Consider the following 13922-nt stretch of genomic DNA (forward strand, 5'->3'; position numbering starts at 1 on the left):
AAAATTTGCAACATTAGCAACGACGCCCGTAAAGCTAGCCAAGATTGGCACTAACAACTGGTAGACGCATGTTTTCGGGTGTGCCATTGTTCTGGAGTACACCAGAAGGGCCTGGCAACGATGTGAAGATTCGTCTCGAGGCAGGCCGAGAAGCAGAAGAGACTGGAGCTGAAGATGTCGACCACCGGCACCCCGAAGACCACCGCCGAGATCCAGCAGGATTGGGACACCAACCCCCGCTGGAAGGGCGTCACCCGTAACTTCACCGCACAGCAGGTCTCCGACCTCCAGGGCACCGTCGTCGAAGAAGCGACCCTCGCTCGCCGCGGCAGCGAGATCCTGTGGGACCTCGTCAACAACGAGGACTACATCAACTCGCTCGGTGCCCTCACCGGCAACCAGGCCGTGCAGCAGATTCGCGCCGGCCTCCAGGCGATCTACCTCTCCGGCTGGCAGGTCGCAGGCGACGCCAACCTCTCGGGTCACACCTACCCGGACCAGAGCCTCTACCCGGCCAACTCGGTGCCGTCCGTCGTCCGTCGCATCAACAACGCACTCCTGCGCGCCGACGAGATCGCCAAGATCGAGGGCGATACCTCCGTCAAGAACTGGGTCGCACCGATCGTCGCCGACGCCGAAGCCGGCTTCGGTGGCGCACTGAACGCCTACGAGCTGCAGAAGGCCATGATCGTGGCCGGCGCCGCAGGCGTGCACTGGGAGGACCAGCTCGCATCGGAGAAGAAGTGCGGCCACCTCGGCGGCAAGGTGCTCATCCCCACCCAGCAGCACATCCGCACCCTGACCTCGGCACGCCTCGCGTCCGACGTCGCCGACGTCCCGTCGGTGATCATCGCCCGCACCGACGCCGAGGCAGCCACGCTGATCACCTCCGACGTCGACGAGCGTGACCGTGAATTCCTCGACGGAACCCGCACCGCAGAAGGATTCTTCGGCGTCAAGAACGGCATCGAGCCCTGCATCGCCCGTGCGAAGGCCTACGCCCCGTACGCCGACCTCATCTGGATGGAGACCGGCGTGCCGGATCTCGAGGTCGCCAAGAAGTTCTCCGAGTCGGTTCGCAGCGAGTTCCCGGACCAGCTGCTCGCCTACAACTGCTCGCCTTCGTTCAACTGGAAGGCGCACCTGGACGACGCGACCATCGCCAAGTTCCAGAAGGAACTCGGTGCCATGGGCTTCAAGTTCCAGTTCATCACCCTCGCAGGCTTCCACTCGCTCAACTACGGCATGTTCGACCTGGCACACGGCTACGCCCGCGAAGGCATGACCGCGTTCGTCGACCTGCAGGAGCGCGAGTTCAAGGCTGCCGAAGAGCGCGGCTTCACCGCCATCAAGCACCAGCGTGAGGTCGGTGCAGGCTACTTCGACCGCATCGCCACCACCGTCGACCCCAACACCTCGACGGCAGCACTGAAGGGCTCCACCGAAGAAGGCCAGTTCCACTAAGCAGTTCCGCCTCTCCGGATTTTCAGCGCACTAGTCAGGCGGTCCGCAACATTCGTTGCGGGCCGCCTGTTCTGTACGACGAAGGTTTTGGGCGTACCCGGTAAGAGTTACCCGCATCTCACTTCAACCTGTTGTGCCGCAACATCAATGACTAGGAGCCTCCTGTGACGGTCGAGAGGGTGGGGATCGTCGGAGCGGGGCAGATGGGTGCAGGAATCGCGGAGGTCTGCGCCCGTGCGCACGTCGACGTGTTGGTCCACGAACAGACCCGCGAACTGGCGACGGCCGGTCGCAGCCGCATCCTGCAATCGCTGGACCGCGGCGTCAGCAGCGGCAAGATCACCGAACGTGAGCGTGAGCAAGCGGCATGCAGGCTGCGATTCACCGCCGACCTCGCCGACTTCGGTGATCGTCAACTGGTCGTCGAAGCAGTGCTCGAAGACGAGAAGATCAAGACCGACATCTTCGCCGAACTCGACTCGGTGGTGACCGACCCAAACGCCGTCATCGCCTCCAACACGTCCTCCATTCCCATCGTGAGCCTGGGAGCCGCCACGACGGCACCCGGCCGAGTCGTGGGTCTGCACTTCTTCAACCCGGTCCCGGTACTGCCACTCGTCGAGCTCGTCACCACCGACCTGACGTCACCGGCAGTGGCAGACCGCGCCGAGCGCTTCGCGGGCGATGTTCTCGGCAAACAGGTCGTGCGCTCGGCAGATCGCTCGGGCTTCGTCGTCAACGCGTTGCTCGTGCCGTATCTGCTCTCCGCGATTCGCATGGTCGAATCCGGATTCGCCACCAAGGAGGACGTCGACAAGGCGACAGTGCTGGGTCTGGCGCACCCCATGGGGCCGCTCGCACTCGCCGATCTGATCGGCCTCGACACGGTCAAAGCCATTGCCGATTCCATGTACTCGGAGTTCGAGGAACCTCTCTTCCTGGCACCGCCGCTGCTGCTGCGAATGGTCGAATCGGGGCACATGGGCAAGAAGGCCGGAGCCGGTTTCTACCGCTACGAGAACGGCCGAATCGCAAAGTAGACACCGCCGCGGGCGGGTTGCCCCGCGACGGTCACCGGACCGCTATTGTCGGTCTGCGAATGCAGTCACTTCGATCACAGGAGCATGTCAGTGAGCAAGTCCACGAAGTCGAACAGTGTGGTTCCCAAGGCATTCGGGATCGGGTTGGCGGCCACCGGCGCCGCCCACTTCGTGGTGCCCGAGGCGTTCGAAGGAATCACCAAGCTTCCGTTCCCCAAGGACACTCGGACCTGGATCAGTCGCAACGGAGCCACCGAACTGGCGGTCGGTGCCGCGATCGCATACCCCAAGACTCGCAAGATCGGACTGATCGGTCTGGGAGCATACGTTCTGTGGCTCGGCGGCAACATCGCCAAGAACAGCTGACGTTACTGTTGCGAACGACTCGTTTAGAGTAGGAATAGCCTGGTCGAGGCGGTAGCTGCCTTGCGCTTGCACCGATGCGTAGGTAGCAATGTACTTATGACTTCAGCTACCGCTTACCAGGCCACCGCTCCTGACGCCCCGCTCGAGAAGGCGACGATCGAGCGACGCGCTGTCGGACCCCATGACATCCTCATCGACGTCAAGTTCGCCGGCATCTGTCACTCCGATATCCACACCGCCCGTAACGAGTGGGGTGGCACCACGTACCCCGTCGTTCCCGGTCACGAGATCGCAGGCATCGTAGCCGAGGTCGGCTCCGAGGTGACCAGCCGCAAGGTGGGCGACCGCGTCGGCGTCGGCTGCTTCGTGGACTCCTGTGGCGAGTGCGAGGCGTGCAAGGACGGCGACGAGCAGTACTGCACCAAGGGCGTCGTCCAGACGTACAACTCGAAGACCTACGAGGGCGAGTTCACCCACGGCGGCTACTCCACCCAGATCGTCGTGACGGAGAAGTTCGTTCTCGGTATCCCGGAGGGCGTCGAGCTCGACGTCGCCGCACCCCTGCTGTGCGCAGGCATCACCCTGTACTCGCCGCTCAAGCACTGGGGCGCAGGACCGGGCAAGAAGGTCGCCATCATCGGCATGGGCGGCCTCGGCCACATCGGCGTCAAGATCGCGCACGCACTCGGAGCACACGTCACCGTGCTGAGCCAGACCGACGCCAAAGAAGCCGACGGCAAGGCCTACGGTGCCGACGAGTACTACGCCACCAAGGACACCACCGCCCTCAAGGATCTGCAGGGCAAGTTCGACCTGATCCTCAACACGGTCTCCGCGAACCTGCCGATGGGCAAGTACCTCGGACTGCTCGCCCGCAACGGCACCCTCGTCGAGCTCGGTGTTCCCGAGAAGCCCCTCGAGGTGCCCGCGTTCAACCTGCTGGCCAACCGTCGCTCCTTCGCCGGTTCGATGGTCGGTGGCATCGCCGAGACCCAGGAAATGCTCGACTTCTGCGCCGAGCACCACATCGGTGCCGAGATCGAGGTCATCCCGGCCGAGAAGATCAACGAGGCATACGACCGCGTCGTCAAGTCCGACGTGCGCTACCGCTTCGTGATCGACGCAGCCACTCTGTAAATCTTCACCCAGCTGTACCCAGCATGAGAGAAGGGCCCGCGACGCAGTGTCGCGGGCCCTTCTCGTTCAGCTCTCGGCGAGACGCTTCTTCTCGTGTTCGACGTCGAAATCGGCTGCGGGCCAATCGAGATCGAGTTTCTCCAACGTGTCGATCAGGATCTCCGTGACAGCCAGGCGGCTGTACCACTTCCGATCGGCCGGGACGACGTACCACGGTGCATGATCGACGTCGGTCCGATCCAGCACCCGCTGATACGCCGCCCGGTACTGCGGTAGGAAGCCGCGCTCGGTGACGTCGCCCGGGTTGTACTTCCAATGCTTGTCGGGCCGATCGAGCCGCTCCTGCAACCGCTTCTTCTGCTCGTCCGCAGAGACGAACAACGCGACCTTCACCACGACGGTTCCCTCTTCGGTCAATTCCTTCTCGAAGGCGTTGATCTCGTCGAATCGCTTCTCCCACACCTGCCGTGGCACCAGGTCGTGGACCGCGACGACGAGGACGTCCTCGTAGTGGGAGCGATCGAACACCCCGATGCGGCCGGCCCGCGGAAGTGCTTTGCGGATTCGCCACAGGTAGTGGTGTTGTTTCTCTTCCTGAGTCGGCACCCCGAACGACGCCAGGTCCACGCCCTGCGGATCGACCATGCCGATGACGTGCTTGACCATTCCGCCCTTGCCTGCGGTGTCCATGCCCTGGAGTACCAGCAGAACCGACCTGGTTCCACCCGCGCGCCCGTGGGCGTAGAGCTTCTCCTGCAGCGCGGCCAGTACCGCACCCCGCTGTTCGAGGACGTCGTTGCCGTGGGCCTTCTTGCCGTCGAATCCCGGAGTTGCGGTGAAATCGATGTCCTCCACGCGTGAAGACGCGCCGGCACGCAGCACCTCGACGGGAGAGAGCGTCCACAATTTCGAGTTGTCGGCCATGACCGATGAGACTACTTCTCTACCATGGGGATCATGGCCCCTACCATCGCAAAAGCCGAGACCGTGTCGCGTGAGGAATTGCTCGAATTCGTCTCTCCGCGGCACCACCACACCCTGATCACCCGCAAGCGCGACGACGGCCTGCAGGTCTCCCCGGTTTCGGCCGGGGTCGACTCGGAAGGCCGCATCGTCATCGCCACGTACCCCGAGCGTGCGAAGGTGCACAACATTCGCCGCAACTCCGCCGTCACGGTGTTGGTGCACAGTGACGATTGGAACGGCGACTACGTCCAGGTCGACGGTACCGCCGAAATCATCGATCTTCCCGACGCGGTCGAGCCTTTGGTGGAGTACTTCCGCAGCATCGCCGGCGAGCACTCGGACTGGGACGAGTACCGCGCGGCGATGGTGAAGCAGGGAAAGTCGTTGATACGCATCGTGATCGACACCTGGGGACCGATCGCCGCGGGTGGCTTCCCTCCAGGGAGAGTGTGACAAGCCCCCCGGGAAGAGTGTGACAAGCCCGCCGGGGAGAGTCACAAGCCCCCCGGGGAGAGTGTGACAAGCCCCCCGGGGAGGGTGTGATCTAGCCCTTCAGTGGTGCCGCGACGAGCGGCACTGCGTTCTCCAGTGCGTATCGGGTGCCTGCGACCGAGGCTGCCGAGAATGCGTTGGAGAGGTTCTGATCTCCGAGCACCACGAGGCGTCCGTCGCGTGCCGACGGCAGGCCCTGGATCGACGGGTTGTCGGTGATCACCTCGGGTCCGGTGCCGATGGGGAACATGACGGTGAGGTCGGCATCGAGTGCGGAGATGTTCTCCTCGGACAGTTCGATGCTGAATGCTCCCGGCTGCGCGAGGTTCTGGACGGCCGGGGTGTTCTCCATGCCCAACGACTCGAGGAAGTCGACGCGGGTGTCGCCGCGGACGTAGGCACCGACCTGTCCGCTGTAGAGCGTGCCGACGGCGACGGTCTTGCCGGCGAATTCGGGGTTGGCGGCGATGGTGTCGTCGACCAGTGCCTGGGTGTCGTCGACGAGCTTCTTGCCCTCGTCGACCTTTCCGAGCGCTTGGGCAACGATCTCGGTCTGGCCGTCCCACGTGGTGCCGTAGGCGACGTCGGTTCCCGGCGGCGCGGCGACAGTCGGGGCGATCTCGGACAGGTCGTCGTAGACGGCTTTGTCGTTGGTGCTGCGAGTCCACAGGATCAGATCCGGTGCCAGCGCCGCGATCGACTCCATGTCGACGTCGAAGGTGCCGACGATCGTGGGGTCGGTGTCGTAGGTTTCGTCGACCCACGGGCCGAGGCCGTTTCCGCCGACTCCGAGCCAGTCACTCGCTCCGATGGGTTGGACGCCGAGCGCCAGTGCGGTCTCGGCGTCCGACCAGCCGAGTGCAACCACGCGCTGCGGATTCGCCGGGACCTCGACGTCGCCGAACATGTCGGTGACGACGACACCACCGGCCTCCGAGGAGTCGGTGGTGTCGCCGTTGTCGGAGCTGCATGCGGTCAGAGTGAAGGCGAGGGCGAGGGCTGCCGCAGGCAGAGCCAACGAACGAGAAATGTGCATAGGGCACGCTAACCTATCAAGCGCTGAAATGCTCCACGATCTTCGCGCAGAAGGCCGGCAGGTCGTCCGGATTGCGGCTCGACACCAGGTTGCCGTCGACGACCACTTCCTCGTCGACGACGGTTCCTCCCGCGTTGCGAATGTCGGTTCGGATGCTCGGGTAGGACGTCAACGTCCGGCCCTTCACGACGTCCGCCTCGACGAGAGTCCAGGCACCGTGGCAGATGACGCCGACCGGTTTGCGGGCTTGTACGAATGCGCGCACGAACGCCACCGCGTCCGCGTCGACGCGAAGTTGGTCGGGGTTGGTGGTGCCGCCGGGCAGGATCAGCGCATCGAAGTCGTCCGCGGAGACATCGGCGACGACGCGGTCGACCGTGAAGGTGTCGGCGGCATTGACGTCGCTCTCCATCGCTTGGATGTCACCATGGTCGAGTGCCACCAATGTGACCGTGGCTCCGGCATTTTCGACGGCTTCACGAGGCTGAACCAGTTCGACCTGCTCGACGCCGTCTGTAGCGAGGATGGCGATGCGGCGTCCGGTCAATGTATCGGTAGTCATACCTGTTCGAATGTCCGACCGGACCGGATCTCAAACTGACGAGTGATGGTACGAATGGAGACATGAGCGAATCACCCATCGAAACGCCCACCGAGGATCGGGTCGAGCAGAGTCTGCCGATCGTCGACGAGTCCGGCGAGCCGAGTACGAGTGATCTGCCCGTCGAGGCCGACGTCCGGGACGTGTTGGATCAACGAGCCGAGGTCCCGCTCGACGACGACGGGTACGACGAGCGCTAGGTCGTGCCGGGTTCGACGACGAGAGGGTGCGGCTGCGACTTGAATTTCGCGGGGGAGCCGTCGGCCATGGCGACTCCGTGGATGCCGCCCCACATCATCATGCAGAGATAGTCGATCAGATCGTCCGCGGACATGGACTTGTTGGAGATCCACCAGTGCGTGGCCAACTGAACCGCGCCGACGATCGCGAAGGCCCACGGAACCGAACCGCCCGAGTCCATCTCGCGTTGCCGTAGGCGCTCACCCAACACGGTGGAGAGCAACTCGGCGATCATGCGCTCGGACTCGGCGACGACGTCGCGATTGTTGCCGGCGTTGTTCGCCATGACGTACAGGTACACCTCGGGATCGGTGGCCACCGTCTCGACATAGGCGGTCACGACCACGCGGGTGAGCTCGTACTCGTCGAGCTCGTGCGAGATGGCCGCATAGATGCGAGGGGCGAGGGTCGTCTCGACGTACCGCGACATTGTCGCGCTCGTCAGGTCGTTCTTGTCGGTGAAGTAGCGGTAGAGCACCGTCTTGGAGATACCGATCTCCGACGCGATCTCGTCCATTCCGATCTCGCGGCCTCGCAACCGGATCGCAGCCAGCGTGCCGTCGACCAACTCCTCGCGTCGCGCGATCTTGTGCTCACGCCACCGACGTTTGCGGCCGTCCGGCTTCTCGGCCTTGGGCTTGTCCTCGCTCGGCTCGGACTCGTCCAGCTTTGCCTCCGTCGTATTTCTTGCCACGACCACCACCCTATGCGCCTGCTCGGACACCGTCGCAGGGTGCGTCCGGTTGGTCCGAGGTATTTCTGGGCACAATGTCGGTTGTGCAGCTGATGAACTTCGACGACGACACCAAACGCCGCGACCTCCGCAAGATGAAGACGGTCGCGACGGGCTTTCTCGTCTTCGCATCTATCGTCTACATCTTCTGCCGCTGGCAGGAGTCGACGGGCGCAGGTGCCTGGGTGGGCTACGTGCGCGCGGCATCGGAAGCGGGAATGGTGGGCGCACTCGCGGACTGGTTCGCGGTGACGGCCCTGTTCAAGCACCCGCTCGGCATCCCGATTCCGCACACGGCCTTGATCAAGAAGAAGAAGGACCAGCTGGGCGCGAGCCTGAGTTCGTTCGTCGGCAGCAACTTCCTCGCGCCCGAGGTCGTGTCGGAGAAGGTCGCGTCCGCGCAGGTTCCCCTGCGGTTGGGTACCTGGCTCGCTCAGCCGGACAACGCCGAACGGGTCGCGGCCGAGGCGGCGACCGTGTTGCACGGCGTCGTCGACGTCCTCAACGACGAAGACATCACCGCCGTCATCGACAGCACCATCGTGCGTCGACTCGCCGACCCGCAGTGGGGACCGCCGATCGGCCGCATCCTCGACGAACTGCTCCGCGAGAATCGCCAGCTGCCGTTGATCGACATGCTCGCCGAGCGCGCTCACCAGTGGGCGCTCGGCAGCCAGGAGATGATCGATCGCGTCGTCGCGCGGGACTCCCCGAACTGGTCGCCGAAGTTCGTCGACACCCTGTTGGGCGAGAAGGTCTACAAGGAGCTCGTCGAGTTCACCTGGAAGATCCGCTCCAACCCCGAACACGACGTACGCCTGGCCGCCAACAAGTTCCTCGTCGATTACGCCAACGACCTGCAGCATGACCCGGTCACCATCGAGAAGGCCGAGAAGCTCAAGGCGCAGATCATGGGGCGCGAGGAGATCACCGGCCTCGCCGCGGCGACGTGGAAGGTGGCCAAGCGGCTGATCACCGAGTCGGTGGACGATCCGACGAGCACGCTGCGCACCAAGATCAAGGAGAACACCGCCAACCTCGGGGTGCGCTTGCGCGACGATGAGGAATTGCGCGGCAAGGTCGACGGCTGGCTCCTCGGTGGGGCGAGTTACATCGCCGCGAACTATGCGGACGAGATCACCACGATCATCGGGGACACCGTCGCGCGGTGGGATGCCGAGGAGGCGAGCAAGAAGATCGAACTGCAGGTCGGACGCGATCTCCAGTTCATTCGCATCAACGGAACCGTCGTCGGTTCCATCGCCGGTCTCGCCATCTACACGATCTCGGATCTGATCTTCGGGCACTAGTGCTAGCAGAGTGCTTGCAATAGTTAGCACCCTTCGGTACCGTCCAGTAGGACACCGAAACAGGAGGCCGATATGGCCGAGAACGAGGGGGATCTGGTCGCCAAAGCGACCGAGGCGACGCAGGTCGTCGCCGAGGCGGGGGATCTGGTCGCTGCAGTGGTCACCACTGCGGCCCAGGACATCGGCAGCTACATCCGGTCCCAACGAGAAGCCGCGCAGGTATCCATGCGGCAACTCGCCAGCCGGGCCGGAGTGAGCAACCCCTACCTGAGCCAGATCGAACGCGGACTGCGCAACCCGTCCGCAGAAGTGCTAGCGCAGATAGCCAAGGGTCTGCGCGTCTCCTCCGAGGTGCTGTACGTCCGGGCCGGGATCTTGGAAGCGCGTCCCCACGGTCCGGTGCGCGAAGCTCTGCTCGGCGATGAGCACATCACCGAACGGCAGAAGCAAGTGCTGATCGAGATCTACGACTCGTTCTGTCGTGAGAACGAGTCGACGCAGGAGCCCGAACCCGACGAACAGGAGACACCCGATGTCTGATTCCAAGAACTTCGAGAACGTCAAGACCCCGATCTTCGCAGCCGTCGGTGCAGGCGACGCCGTCGTCCAGGCCGTAGCCGACGTCGTCGCTCAGGTGCGCTCGCGCGCCGAGAGCCGCACCAGCGAGGTCAACGCCCGCATCGCCGACATCTCCGAAGACGTCACCGAGGGCGTCGAGAGCCTGCGCGAGCGGCTGGCGAACCTGCCCGCAGAGCTCCCCGACGAGATCGCCGAGCTGCGTGAGCGCTTCACCCCCGAAGAGCTGCGCAAGGTTGCCGAGGCATACCTGAAGGTGGCATCCGACCTCTACACCTCGCTCGCCGAGCGCGGCGAAGAGACCGTCGAGCGCATCCGCCGCACGCCCGCCGTCGAAGAACGCCTCGAACGCGCCAACGCCGCTGCAAACGACGTCGTCGACCTCACCGAGCAGGCCCTCGGAACCGTCGCCTCGCAGACCCGCGCAGTGGGTGAGCGTGCCGCTGCTCTGGCCGGTCTCGCATCGGACAAGGTCCGCGAGGGTGCCGAGGAGATCTCCGAGGCAGCCGACGAGCTCGCCGAGAACATCGACGAAGCAGGCGACGAGGCCAAGGACAAGGCCATCAAGGCGTCCGACAAGGTGAGCGGCGCGGCGGGCACGGTCGAGGCCAAGACCCGCAGCAACGCCAACTCGCCGATCAAGAAGACTCCGGCACCGGCCAAGAAGACCGCACCGGCACCGGCAGCCAAGAAGTCCACCCCGGCTCCGGCCAAGAAGGCTCCGGCGAAGAAGACCACTCGCTAAAGCACTCGTAAAGAAAACGACCCCTGCGCCGAGCGGCGCGGGGGTCGTTTCTCGTAGACTGACCGCGTGAGCATCGCCGGCAGCTTCAGCTACTACATCCTGACCTTTCTTCAGATCCTCGGAGTGGTAGGTGCAGGATTCGCGATCTTCCACGCATTGCGTCAGCGCGCCGACGCCTTTCCTGCCGTGGACAAGCTCACCAAGAACGCGTGGCTGGCCATCCTGTTCGTCGGCCTGCTCCTCATTCTCGTCTCCGGAGTGATCGGATTCCTGGGCATCATCGGCGTGGTTGCCGTGTGCGTGTACCTCGTCGACGTACGGCCCAAGATCGACAGCATCCAGCGGGGACCTCGCTGGTAACCAGCCGCGTCGACGCCCGTTCGGTTCTGGGCGTAGCCTCTACCGCACCCGCTCGGGGGATACAGGTGGAGGGGAATCAGTGGTTTCACGCAAGGTAATCGAACGCGCGCTGTTCGGAGTCGGCAGTGCGGCCGTCGCGGCAGGCATCGGTACGTTCGTCGTTCGGCGGCGTCGCCTGCACTCGTTCACCAAGACGACCGACGTCCAGCCCGACGAGTTGCTGCAGTACCCCACCTTCGAGCCGCACATCACCGAGGTGGTCACCGACGACGGTGCCCACCTGCACGTCCGTAGCTACGGTGACTCCGATGCCGCGCCGATCGTCTTCAGCCACGGCTGGACCTGCTCGGCCGACTACTGGTACCCGCAGATCAACGCCCTCGCCGGCCGCTACCGCGTCATCGCGTACGACCAGCGCGGCCACGGCCGCAGCGACGTGGGAACGCGACCACTGAGCCCCGACGTGCTGGCCGACGACCTCGCAGCGGTTCTCACCGCCACCGTCGACGAGGACAACAAAGCTGTGCTGGTGGGTCACAGCATGGGCGGCATGTCGATCATGGCCTGGGCCGGAAACTATCCCGAACAGGTCGATCGCCTGGTCAGTGCCGTGCTGCTCGCCAGCACCGCGACCGACTCACTCGTCCGCGAGACCACCGTCATCCCACTGCCGCAGCGCTTCCCGCGCCTCCCGACCCCCGTGGGCAAAGCCGTGCTCAGCTCGGCACTTCCGCTGCGGCCGTCGCCGGTGACCCGCCAGGCCATCAAGTACATCTCCATGGCACCCGGAGCGACACCGGCCGAGGTGGCGTTCTGCGAGAAGATCGTGCTCGAATGCGCTCCGCGCACCCGCGGCATCTGGGGTGCCGCACTCAGCGACCTCGACATCCACGAAGCGCTCGAGAACATGTCCGTTCCCACCAGCGTGCTCGTCGGATCGGCCGACCGACTGACCCCACCCGTGCACGCCCGCAAACTCGCCCGCGCCCTCGACGATCACGACCACCTGAGCAGACTGATCGTGATCCCCGGCATCGGACACATGAGCTCCGTCGAGGCAATCGACGAATTCAACACCGAAGTGGTTCGGCTCCGGAACTTGTGATCTAGCTGAACACCACGGTTTTGCGGCCGTGCACCAGGACACGATCCTCCAGGTGCCACCGCAGGCCACGGGAGAGCACCAGCTTCTCGATGTCGCGGCCCTGACGCACCATGTCGGCCACCTCGTCGGAATGGTCGACGCGGATGACGTCCTGCTCGATGATCGGACCCGCGTCGAGCTCGGCCGTCACGTAGTGGCATGTCGCGCCGATCAGCTTCACGCCCCGCGCGAACGCCTGGTGGTACGGACGCGCGCCGACGAACGACGGCAGGAAGCTGTGGTGGATGTTGATCGCTCGGCCCGCCCAGTGCGCGCACAGCGACTCGGGCAGAACCTGCATGAAGCGTGCCAGCACAACCGCGTGCGGGTCGTAGGAATCGACCAGCGACCGCACCTCCTCGAAGGCCGGCCCGCGCTCGGCCGGATCCTTGGCGAACTCGACGTGATGGAACGGGGTGCCGTGCGCCGCGGCGATCGGCTCGAGCGACTTGTGGTTGCCGATCACCGCGGAGATCTGAGCGGGCAGTTCGCCGCCCGCAGCGCGCCCGAGGAGGTCGTGCAAGCAGTGCGCCTCCTTGCTGACGAGTAGGACCACGCGCTTGGGCTCACCCGAATCGTGAAGTGTCCATTCGGTTTCCGGGCCGAGCTCGGCAGCCACCACAGCGAAGCGCGTCCTCAGCTCCTCGATGCTCATGTCCACCGACGACGCGCGCACCGCCTGCCGGGTGAAGAACCAACCGGTGTCGGGATCGGCGTGATAGGCGGCCTCGACGATCCATCCACCGACCTCGGCGAGGAAGGTCGAGATGCGGGCGACGATGCCCGTCTTGTCGGGGCAACCGAGCGACAGAACGTAACGGCGATCCTCGGATACGGAAGAACTCATACCGCCGATTGTCTCAGGGCGTCCGCACCCCGGTTGCCACCAGTGTCCCCAGATCGATCGAATCGATTCCGCGCTCGGTCAGCAGCTCCGAGAACTCGGCACGGATCCGCGTCCGGGTCGCATCGTCGAACGGTGTCAGCGCTCCCCGCATCGCACTGCCCAGCACGAGATCCCACACGAACGACTCCGTCGCGGGAACGTGATTCGACAGCTCCACGACCTCGACATCGGTGGTGCCGGCCGCGGCGAGCCATGCCGACAGAAGATCCGCCGTCTCCATCCGCCGGATCGGGTGCTTGTCGTAACCGTCCTGCGCGAGTGGCCCGTCGTGTTCGCTCGGCGGCGAATGCGCACCGATCACCTCGAAGAACGTGCCCGCGAACGCCTCGAACGCACCCTTGCGCCACACCGTCACCCCGACGCGACCGCCCGGACGAACCAACGACACCAGACGAGCGAAGTCCCCCTCGGGATCGGGCAGAAAGAAGATGCCGTACGAACAGGCCAACGCGTCGTATCCGGCATCGGGAACCGTCGACGGCGGCTCCCATTCGGTGGCGTCGGCGAGCACGAAGTCGATGTTGCGCAGGGCGCGTTCGGTGGCTTTCACCCGCCCGACCTCGAGCAGGTCGTCGGCGAGATCGATGGCGTGCACGAGGCCGTCCGGGCCGACGGCGGCCGCCGCGGGAATCGCCGATGCCCCGGTGCCGGAGCACACGTCCAGAACGGTGTCCCCGGTCGCCAACCCGAGCGCGAAGGCGAGCGACTGCCCGGCCGGCCCCCAGACCTGTGGCGTCACCGCGTCGAACTCCCTGCTGGTGGCGTTGAAGGTGGCGGCGAGCGAGGCTGCTGTCATGAACGAAAA

At 64.8% G+C, this 13922-nt stretch carries 17 protein-coding genes; 11 read left to right on the plus strand and 6 right to left on the minus strand.

Annotation, left to right across the window (positions count from 1 at the left end):
- The first annotated feature begins 174 nt into the window (after window positions 1-174).
- From aceA to CH273_RS07450, 4 genes are all read left to right on the plus strand, one after another.
- Window positions 175-1464: an isocitrate lyase gene (gene aceA / locus CH273_RS07435; RefSeq protein WP_027498404.1), complete on the plus strand. Its 1290-nt coding sequence runs from the start codon at window positions 175-177 to the stop codon at window positions 1462-1464.
- Window positions 1465-1628: 164 nt separating this feature from the next.
- Window positions 1629-2504 (plus strand): 3-hydroxybutyryl-CoA dehydrogenase, encoded by an 876-nt coding sequence (locus tag CH273_RS07440; RefSeq protein ID WP_032393839.1) that lies wholly within the window; start codon window positions 1629-1631, stop codon window positions 2502-2504.
- Between the two features lie 84 nt (window positions 2505-2588).
- Window positions 2589-2870 carry a hypothetical protein gene (locus CH273_RS07445; protein WP_371828351.1) on the plus strand — a complete coding sequence of 94 codons (282 nt, stop codon included), beginning with the start codon at window positions 2589-2591 and terminating at the stop codon, window positions 2868-2870.
- Window positions 2871-2966: 96 nt separating this feature from the next.
- A complete protein-coding gene (locus CH273_RS07450; protein ID WP_032393841.1) occupies window positions 2967-4007 on the plus strand; it encodes an NAD(P)-dependent alcohol dehydrogenase in 1041 nt (346 codons plus the stop codon).
- A 66-nt stretch (window positions 4008-4073) separates the two neighbouring features.
- Here CH273_RS07450 and CH273_RS07455 read toward each other — a convergent pair whose 3' ends face one another.
- Complete coding sequence (locus tag CH273_RS07455; protein WP_032393842.1) at window positions 4074-4931, minus strand: polyphosphate kinase 2 family protein; 858 nt, start codon at window positions 4929-4931, stop codon at window positions 4074-4076.
- A gap of 33 nt (window positions 4932-4964) precedes the next feature.
- Between CH273_RS07455 and CH273_RS07460 the strand changes: the two genes are divergently transcribed.
- On the plus strand, window positions 4965-5426 hold the full coding sequence (locus tag CH273_RS07460; RefSeq protein WP_032394153.1) for a PPOX class F420-dependent oxidoreductase: 462 nt from the start codon (window positions 4965-4967) through the stop codon (window positions 5424-5426).
- A gap of 91 nt (window positions 5427-5517) precedes the next feature.
- Here the strand turns inward: CH273_RS07460 and CH273_RS07465 are convergent, their stop codons facing one another.
- Together CH273_RS07465 and CH273_RS07470 are read right to left on the minus strand one after the other, a co-directional pair.
- Complete coding sequence (locus CH273_RS07465) at window positions 5518-6501, minus strand: iron-siderophore ABC transporter substrate-binding protein (RefSeq protein WP_032393843.1); 984 nt, start codon at window positions 6499-6501, stop codon at window positions 5518-5520.
- A gap of 16 nt (window positions 6502-6517) precedes the next feature.
- Window positions 6518-7063, minus strand: coding sequence for a type 1 glutamine amidotransferase domain-containing protein (locus CH273_RS07470; protein WP_032393844.1), 546 nt, complete (start codon window positions 7061-7063; stop codon window positions 6518-6520).
- A gap of 62 nt (window positions 7064-7125) precedes the next feature.
- On the opposite strand from CH273_RS07470, the gene CH273_RS27610 reads away from it, so the two are divergent.
- Complete coding sequence (locus CH273_RS27610; RefSeq protein ID WP_155290782.1) at window positions 7126-7302, plus strand: hypothetical protein; 177 nt, start codon at window positions 7126-7128, stop codon at window positions 7300-7302.
- On the opposite strand, the gene CH273_RS07475 is transcribed toward CH273_RS27610, so the two are convergent.
- A complete protein-coding gene (locus CH273_RS07475; RefSeq protein ID WP_032394154.1) occupies window positions 7299-8036 on the minus strand; it encodes a TetR/AcrR family transcriptional regulator in 738 nt (245 codons plus the stop codon). The two genes, CH273_RS27610 and CH273_RS07475, sit on opposite strands and share 4 nt — an antisense overlap.
- Window positions 8037-8110: 74 nt before the next feature.
- Between CH273_RS07475 and CH273_RS07480 the strand changes: the two genes are divergently transcribed.
- The 5 genes from CH273_RS07480 (at window position 8111) to CH273_RS07500 (ending at window position 12171) form a co-directional block, all read left to right on the plus strand.
- The gene (locus tag CH273_RS07480) at window positions 8111-9385 is read left to right on the plus strand and encodes a DUF445 domain-containing protein (protein ID WP_032393845.1); all 1275 of its coding nucleotides are present in this window, start codon (window positions 8111-8113) and stop codon (window positions 9383-9385) included.
- Between the two features lie 72 nt (window positions 9386-9457).
- On the plus strand, window positions 9458-9925 hold the full coding sequence (locus CH273_RS07485) for a helix-turn-helix domain-containing protein (protein ID WP_045198858.1): 468 nt from the start codon (window positions 9458-9460) through the stop codon (window positions 9923-9925).
- Window positions 9918-10706: a hypothetical protein gene (locus tag CH273_RS07490; protein WP_032393846.1), complete on the plus strand. Its 789-nt coding sequence runs from the start codon at window positions 9918-9920 to the stop codon at window positions 10704-10706. The genes CH273_RS07485 and CH273_RS07490 overlap by 8 nt, the downstream gene beginning before the upstream one ends.
- Window positions 10707-10778: 72 nt before the next feature.
- On the plus strand, window positions 10779-11066 hold the full coding sequence (locus CH273_RS07495) for a DUF2516 family protein (RefSeq protein ID WP_371828356.1): 288 nt from the start codon (window positions 10779-10781) through the stop codon (window positions 11064-11066).
- Window positions 11067-11145: 79 nt separating this feature from the next.
- Window positions 11146-12171 carry an alpha/beta fold hydrolase gene (locus tag CH273_RS07500; RefSeq protein ID WP_032393847.1) on the plus strand — a complete coding sequence of 342 codons (1026 nt, stop codon included), beginning with the start codon at window positions 11146-11148 and terminating at the stop codon, window positions 12169-12171.
- Window position 12172: 1 nt separating this feature from the next.
- Here the strand turns inward: CH273_RS07500 and purU are convergent, their stop codons facing one another.
- Together purU and CH273_RS07510 are read right to left on the minus strand one after the other, a co-directional pair.
- Complete coding sequence (gene purU, locus CH273_RS07505; protein WP_032393848.1) at window positions 12173-13057, minus strand: formyltetrahydrofolate deformylase; 885 nt, start codon at window positions 13055-13057, stop codon at window positions 12173-12175.
- Window positions 13058-13070: 13 nt separating this feature from the next.
- The gene (locus CH273_RS07510) at window positions 13071-13913 is read right to left on the minus strand and encodes a class I SAM-dependent methyltransferase (protein WP_032393849.1); all 843 of its coding nucleotides are present in this window, start codon (window positions 13911-13913) and stop codon (window positions 13071-13073) included.
- Between the last annotated feature and the right edge of the window lie 9 nt (window positions 13914-13922).

The organism is Rhodococcus sp. 05-339-2, from assembly GCF_002258965.1.
In the GTDB taxonomy this organism is placed as follows: domain Bacteria; phylum Actinomycetota; class Actinomycetes; order Mycobacteriales; family Mycobacteriaceae; genus Rhodococcoides.

Coding starts and splice junctions, on each gene's coding strand:
- aceA (WP_027498404.1), top strand. CDS start 175: ATGTCGACCACCGGCACCCCGAAGACCACCGCCGAGATCCAGCAGGAT.
- CH273_RS07445 (WP_371828351.1), top strand. CDS start 2,589: ATGTCAGTGAGCAAGTCCACGAAGTCGAACAGTGTGGTTCCCAAGGCA.
- CH273_RS07450 (WP_032393841.1), top strand. CDS start 2,967: ATGACTTCAGCTACCGCTTACCAGGCCACCGCTCCTGACGCCCCGCTC.
- CH273_RS07455 (WP_032393842.1), bottom strand. CDS start 4,931: ATGGCCGACAACTCGAAATTGTGGACGCTCTCTCCCGTCGAGGTGCTG.
- CH273_RS07460 (WP_032394153.1), top strand. CDS start 4,965: ATGGCCCCTACCATCGCAAAAGCCGAGACCGTGTCGCGTGAGGAATTG.
- CH273_RS07465 (WP_032393843.1), bottom strand. CDS start 6,501: ATGCACATTTCTCGTTCGTTGGCTCTGCCTGCGGCAGCCCTCGCCCTC.
- CH273_RS07470 (WP_032393844.1), bottom strand. CDS start 7,063: ATGACTACCGATACATTGACCGGACGCCGCATCGCCATCCTCGCTACA.
- CH273_RS27610 (WP_155290782.1), top strand. CDS start 7,126: ATGAGCGAATCACCCATCGAAACGCCCACCGAGGATCGGGTCGAGCAG.
- CH273_RS07480 (WP_032393845.1), top strand. CDS start 8,111: ATGTCGGTTGTGCAGCTGATGAACTTCGACGACGACACCAAACGCCGC.
- CH273_RS07485 (WP_045198858.1), top strand. CDS start 9,458: ATGGCCGAGAACGAGGGGGATCTGGTCGCCAAAGCGACCGAGGCGACG.
- CH273_RS07490 (WP_032393846.1), top strand. CDS start 9,918: ATGTCTGATTCCAAGAACTTCGAGAACGTCAAGACCCCGATCTTCGCA.
- purU (WP_032393848.1), bottom strand. CDS start 13,057: ATGAGTTCTTCCGTATCCGAGGATCGCCGTTACGTTCTGTCGCTCGGT.
- CH273_RS07510 (WP_032393849.1), bottom strand. CDS start 13,913: ATGACAGCAGCCTCGCTCGCCGCCACCTTCAACGCCACCAGCAGGGAG.